We start from the raw sequence: 6,387 nt of genomic DNA on the forward strand, positions 1-6,387 counted from the left end.
TGTTGTGCAGTGAACAAAACTTAACATGGGAGCGTGCGGGTAAGTTGAAGTTATATGTTTCGCTTTGTTGAGCAGGGTAAGTAAAAGTGCTGGTTAATGTTTGCGCTGAATGGACGTGACGTCAGGGTTTGTTTTAATCAAACATGAACAGTGCATCATTACTGAACTGCGCCTCAAACCGACTCGCCGGCATCGGTCGCCCGAACAGATACCCCTGCACTTCATCGCAACCATGCTCGCGCAGGAAGTCCAGTTGTTCATGGGTTTCCACGCCCTCTGCGATTACCGCCAGATTGAGGCTGTGGGCCATGGCGATAATCGCTCGGGCGATCTGCGCGTCCTGCTCGCCGGATGGCAAACCGTCAACAAACGTGCGGTCGATCTTCAGCACGTCGATCGGGAACTGCTTGAGGTAGTTCAGCGACGAATAACCGGTGCCGAAGTCGTCGACCGCGATGCTCAGCCCGAGGTTCTTCAGTCCGGCGAGAATCTGCATCGCCTCGCTGACTTCGCGCATCAGGATACTTTCGGTCAGTTCCAGTTCCAGGCACGCTGGCGGCAGGCCGGTTTCGCGCAGGATCGTGGCGATTCGCGTGCCGAGCTGGCCATCGGAGAACTGCCGCGCCGAGATATTCACCGACACCTTCGGCACGCGCACGCGGCTCTGGTGCCAGGTCTTGAGTTGGCGACAAGCCTCGCTGATCACCCAGTCGCCGACGTCCACCACCAGTCCAAGCTCTTCCAGTACCGGAATGAAATCCCCCGGCGGTACCAGCCCGCGACGTGGATGGCGCCAGCGCAGCAATGCTTCGGCGCCGGTCAGGCGTTTGCCGTCGCCGCTGAACTGCGGCTGGTAATACAGGACGAATTCGTTCTGCTCCAGGGCATGGCGCAAATCGCTTTCCAGCTCCAGACGCTCCAGCGCACTGGCGTTCATGTCGGCCTGATAGAACTGGAAGTTGTTCTTGCCGCGCTCCTTGGCGTGGTACATCGCGGTGTCGGCGTTCTTCATCAACTGGCTGAGTTCGTTGCCATCCTGCGGGCTCAGGGCAATGCCGATACTCGCAGTAACGAAGAACTCGCGACCCTCGAGCACGAACGGTCGCACCAGACTGCCGAGGATTTGCTCGGCGACATGGATAGCCCGGTTCAGCGCCATTTCGCGGCTGGAGCGATGTTGCAGAAGCAAGGTGAATTCGTCGCCACCCATGCGCGCCACAGTGTCGTCATCGTCGACGCAGGCCAGCAGGCGCGTAGCCATGTCTTTGAGCATGCGGTCGCCGGCGGCGTGGCCCAGGGAATCATTGATCGGCTTGAAGCGGTCGAGGTCGAGGAACATCAGCACCACCCACGACTTTTGTCGTTCGGCCGATTGCAGCGCGGTGTGCAGACGATCCTGAAACAGCGTGCGGTTGGGCAGGTGGGTCAGGGCGTCGTAGTAGGCGAGGCGGTGAATGCGCTGTTCGCTGGCTTTGCGCTCGCTGATGTCGCTGAAGAAGCACACATAACTGGCCAGATCGCCTTCATCGTCAAGCACCGCAGTGATGCCGACCCACGCCGGATAATGCTCGCCATTTCGGCGTTTGAGCCAGACTTCGCCTTCCCACGTGCTGTGCTGATGCAGTTGCTTGAGCACGTATTGCAGGTGTGCATCCTGTTGTTCGTCGACGGTGAGCATGTTCGGCAACTGGTCGAGCACTTCCGCCACCGCGTAACCGCTGACCCGACTGAACGCTTCGTTGGCCTGAACGATGTAGCCGGCCGGGTCGGTGATCAGGATCGCCGAGGTCGAGTGTTCGAATACGGTGGCGGCCATGCGCAGGTCTTTCTCGGCGCGGCGCTGCTGGCTGATGTCGCGACCGACACCCAGTACACCTTCGAACGCACCGTGCTCATCCCATACCAGCACCAGACGCAGTTCGATCGGAATTTTACGGCCATCGGCGCGCAGGCAGTCGAACAGGAACATCTGCGTCTGCACCTGGCTGCGCAACAGCGCCAGTTGCTCGGGTTTGTCGAGCGCCTTGCTGACCCGATCCATCAAGCCGTAGATGCCGCTCAGTTGCTGCGGGTTGGCGATGGTCGATTGCCAGCCGTTCTGGAAAATCCACTCGGCGTCGTAGCCCAGCACTGCCTGCACCGACGGGCTGACATAGTTCAGCGAGAGTTTGCTGTCGGTGGAGAAAATCACGTCGCTGATGCTTTCGGCGAGCATCCGGTAGCGCTGCTCGCTGTCGCGCAGCGATTCGCTGGCTTCGATCTGTTCGGTGATGTCCTTGGCCACGCCGATGATCCGCGTGACCTGATCGTGTTTTTCCCGGGCCAGTGCCTGTTCGCGAATATCGAAGCGCCGCCACTCGCCGTCGCGATGACGGAAGCGTAACTGGCATTGCAGTAGTTGGCTGTAACCGGCGTGGCGCTGCTGCTGCCGCGAGCGATGGTAGTAATCGGCGTCTTCCGGGTGCAGGAGGATTTCCCAGAAATACTCACCCATCTGATGCAGCTCGGAGCGGTTGTACCCGAGCGTCTGGCCGAGGTGGTGGTTGCTGAAAATCATCCGTTGGCTGATCACATCCTGCACGTAGAGGTGATCCGGTACGGTGCGCACCACGTCAGACCAGAAGCCTTCACGTTCCAACAGCGACAGCTCGACCAGCTTGCGGCTGGTGATGTCGTTGATGCTGAGGATCACCGCTTTATAGTCGTGCTGCTCGGTCGGCAGGCGCAGCACCATCCACAGGTGTTGATCGCGACCGTTGATGTCCGGCAGTTTGATTTCCAGTTCCAGCTGTTTTTGCTGCTGGAGCACGGCGTCGAGCACTTGATTGCCAATCGCGCAGTGACGTTGCGGATGGCCGTCGATCAACAGTTGCCAGGCCTGTTCGCAGGAATTGACGTTGAGCAGTTGCAGCGCGACCTGGTTGACCTCGGTGACGCGCAACTCTTGCAACAACTGCAGGCGCTGTTGCGGTGGATCGAGCCAGGCCTTGAGCTGATCGCTGGTCTGGATCTGCGCCTTGTCGAAAAACTGCTTGAGCCCGGACAGATCCAGCACGCAGAGGGCCACACCGGTGCCTTCGAAAATGTCCTGATAACGTCGGCGACCTTCATGCAACTGGCGCTGACGGCGGCGCATGTTCAGCAGCGCGATCACCGGCAGCATGGAAAAGGCCAGGCCCAGCAGGCATTTGCCGATGAACGCGGGCAGCAATTCTTCGAGCACGCGCTGGCGGTCGAACAGACCGCGCAATTGCCAGTCACTACTGCTCAGCGGCACGGTGAGCACGGTGTTGGCCAGATCGTCCGGGCTCAGCACACCGGGCTTGGCTGATGACAGCGATTCTTCGCGGCTGATGATCTGATGATTGATACGGTTTTCCACCAGCCACAGCGGACGCAGGCCGGTTTCACTCTGTTTGGTCAGCGAGTCGAAGAACGTCGGCGTCAGGCGCAAAGCCCAATAGCCGCGGGTGCTGCCACTGGCCTGATGCAGTAACAGGTGCACGGTCGAGCCGTCGTCGGCGTTGCTGAAGTAGTGCGCCTGGGCGTGACTGCGGCGTACCAGTTCGGTGAGGTAGCTGGCGTCGGAGCTGTCGGTGCTGCTGTCGCTGAGGATTCTGCCGGAAGGACTGAGCAACGCCAGGCTGCGCAGATCCGGCAGCGATTTCTGGAGTTTGCGCAGCAGTTGCTGCTGTTCGTCGGCTGTTTGCGGTTGTTCGACGATCGGTAGCAAGTTGAGCGCGATTTGCGCGTTCAGCGCCATGTTCAGGCTGACCTGCGAGGCGAGGTCGGCGGTGTAATCGATGGTGTACTGGCGCTGGTTTTTCTGGGTTTCGCGCAGCTGATCGAGCAGTTGCCAGAACAGCAAAGCCAGCAGCAAAAGCACGAGTGTCGCCAGCGCACCCTTTAATGTCCCGCGCAGGGGCGAGCCGGGCGCCGGTTGGGTGCTGCTCACAGAGGCTGGCGGAGTGACATTGGACAAGCTGTAATCCTGCGATCTGGCTGGACTGGCGCGACGTGCACTATAAGCCGGACGCCCGAAGGGCGGCTAGCATGCCTTGAGTTGTGGCGAAGTGCCAGCCCCTCGCGGCTGGACTGCCTTCCGTCATTAAGGTAGCTTTGCCGGTTACGCGGGAGCGTTCCAGCTCCTAGAATCAGACTTTTTTCAGCGCGCACGCATTGATCGCCATCAAGTGGTCTAGTGAACGACGCGCATCGGTCTGGCCGGGCATCGCCTGCGCTGCAATCATTCATCTGTCACTGACCCAAGGTTCTCCATGGCTCAATACGTCTTCACCATGCATCGGCTGGGCAAAGTTGTTCCGCCGAAGCGGGAAATCCTGAAAAACATTTCGCTGTCGTTCTTCCCTGGCGCCAAGATCGGCGTACTCGGCCTCAACGGTTCGGGTAAGTCCACGCTGCTGAAAATCATGGCCGGCGTCGACACCGAGTTCGAAGGCGAAGCCCGTCCGATGCCGGACCTGAACATCGGTTATCTGCCGCAAGAGCCGCAACTTGATCCGACCAAGACTGTGCGTGAAGTGGTCGAGGAAGCGGTCAGCGTGATCAAGGATGCGCAAGCACGTCTGGACGAGGTCTACGCGGCCTACGCCGACCCGGATGCCGACTTCGACAAGCTGGCTGCCGAACAGGCCAAGCTCGAAGCGATCTTGCAGGCCAGCGACGGTCACAACCTTGAACGCCAACTGGAAGTCGCCGCCGATGCGCTGCGTCTGCCAGCGTGGGATGCCAAGGTCGAACACCTGTCTGGTGGTGAAAAACGTCGTGTAGCCCTGTGCCGTCTGCTGCTGTCCGCGCCGGACATGCTGCTGCTCGACGAACCGACCAACCACTTGGACGCCGATTCCGTTGCGTGGCTGGAGCACTTCCTGCACGACTTCCCGGGCACCGTGGTTGCGATTACGCACGACCGTTACTTCCTGGACAACGTCGCTGGCTGGATTCTGGAACTCGACCGCGGCGCAGGCATTCCGTACGAAGGCAACTACTCGGGTTGGCTTGAAGCCAAGTCCGATCGTCTGGCGGCCGAATCCAAGCAGCAGTCGGCCCACGAAAAAGCCATGAAAGAAGAACTGGAGTGGGTGCGCAAAGGCGCCAAGGCCCGCCAGTCGAAATCCAAGGCGCGTCTGCAACGCTTCGAAGAAATGCAATCGCAGGAATTCCAGAAGCGTTCGGAAACCAACGAGATCTACATCCCGGCCGGTCCGCGCCTGGGTGACAAGGTCATCGAATTCAAGAACGTCACCAAGGGCTACGGCGATCGCGTGCTGATCGACAACCTGTCGTTCTCCATGCCTAAAGGCGCCATCGTTGGCGTGATCGGTGGTAACGGTGCCGGTAAGTCGACCCTGTTCCGCATGCTGATGGGCAAGGAAACACCGGATTCGGGCAGCATCGAAGTCGGCGAAACCGTGCAACTGGCCTGCGTCGATCAGAGCCGCGAAGACCTCGACGGCAGCAAGACGGTGTTCCAGCAGATTTCCGACGGCTCCGACCAGATCCGCATCGGCAACTACGAGATCCCGTCGCGTACCTACGTCGGTCGCTTCAACTTCAAGGGCGGCGATCAACAGAAGTTCGTCAAGGACCTGTCCGGTGGTGAGCGCGGCCGTCTGCACCTGGCGTTGACCCTGAAAGAGGGCGGCAACGTCCTGCTGCTCGACGAACCGTCCAACGACCTCGACGTTGAAACCCTGCGTTCGCTCGAAGAAGCCCTGCTGGACTTCCCGGGCGCCGCCATTGTGATCTCTCACGATCGGTGGTTCCTTGACCGCGTCGCGACGCACATCCTGGCGTACGAAGACGATTCGCAAGCGATCTTCTTCGAAGGTAACTACACCGAGTACGAAGCCGACCGCAAAAAGCGTCTTGGCGAAGCAGCGGCCCAGCCACACCGGGTACGTCACAAAAAACTGGCCTGATATCGGGTTGGTTGCATGAAAAGCGGAGCCTTCGGTTCTTTGCATCGATAAAAATGTACTAAAACACATTGAAAGCCCTCGCAAAGAGGGCTTTTTTTTGGTTCTTCACGGATTACCGGGAAAGACGCTCTTGATTTTCATGAAAAAGAATTCGCTATCCCGGTAACCGTACGCCATCCGTTTGATAACCTTTATTCGATTGTTTATGCCTTCCAACTGCCCCGTGTGCATCGGCCAGCGAACCCGGCTGACGATTCCCCGCCAGTAACCCTTTAGCCGTTTGGCGAACAGGATCAGAGCCGGTATCGCGCTTTCATCAGCGTGGCGCAGCCATTGCTTCCAGGCTGATCTCCAGCCCCAGGCGGTACTTGGCGTCCAGAGCGTTTTGAGTTCAGCTTTCATCAAGTAGACCGTCATCAACGCTTGGTTGGCCGCCAGCAAATCC

The 6,387-nt window shown here is 59.3% G+C and carries 3 protein-coding genes; 1 reads left to right on the top strand and 2 read right to left on the bottom strand.

Annotation, left to right across the window (positions count from 1 at the left end; genetic code table 11):
- Positions 1-133: 133 nt before the first annotated feature.
- Complete coding sequence (gene morA / locus CKW18_RS19840) at positions 134-3,982, bottom strand: cyclic di-GMP receptor MorA (protein ID WP_095190357.1); 3,849 nt, start codon at positions 3,980-3,982, stop codon at positions 134-136.
- A 295-nt stretch (positions 3,983-4,277) separates the two neighbouring features.
- Here morA and ettA point away from each other — a divergent pair, with 295 nt between their 5' ends.
- Positions 4,278-5,942 carry an energy-dependent translational throttle protein EttA gene (gene ettA, locus CKW18_RS19845; RefSeq protein ID WP_095190358.1) on the top strand — a complete coding sequence of 555 codons (1,665 nt, stop codon included), beginning with the start codon at positions 4,278-4,280 and terminating at the stop codon, positions 5,940-5,942.
- A 105-nt stretch (positions 5,943-6,047) separates the two neighbouring features.
- On the opposite strand, the gene CKW18_RS19850 is transcribed toward ettA, so the two are convergent.
- A partial coding sequence (locus tag CKW18_RS19850) for a transposase (protein ID WP_141233123.1) occupies positions 6,048-6,387 on the bottom strand: 340 nt, incomplete at its 5' end.

Origin of the sequence: Pseudomonas sp. Irchel 3E19, assembly GCF_900187585.1 — a bacterium.
GTDB classification, from domain to species: domain Bacteria; phylum Pseudomonadota; class Gammaproteobacteria; order Pseudomonadales; family Pseudomonadaceae; genus Aquipseudomonas; species Aquipseudomonas baetica.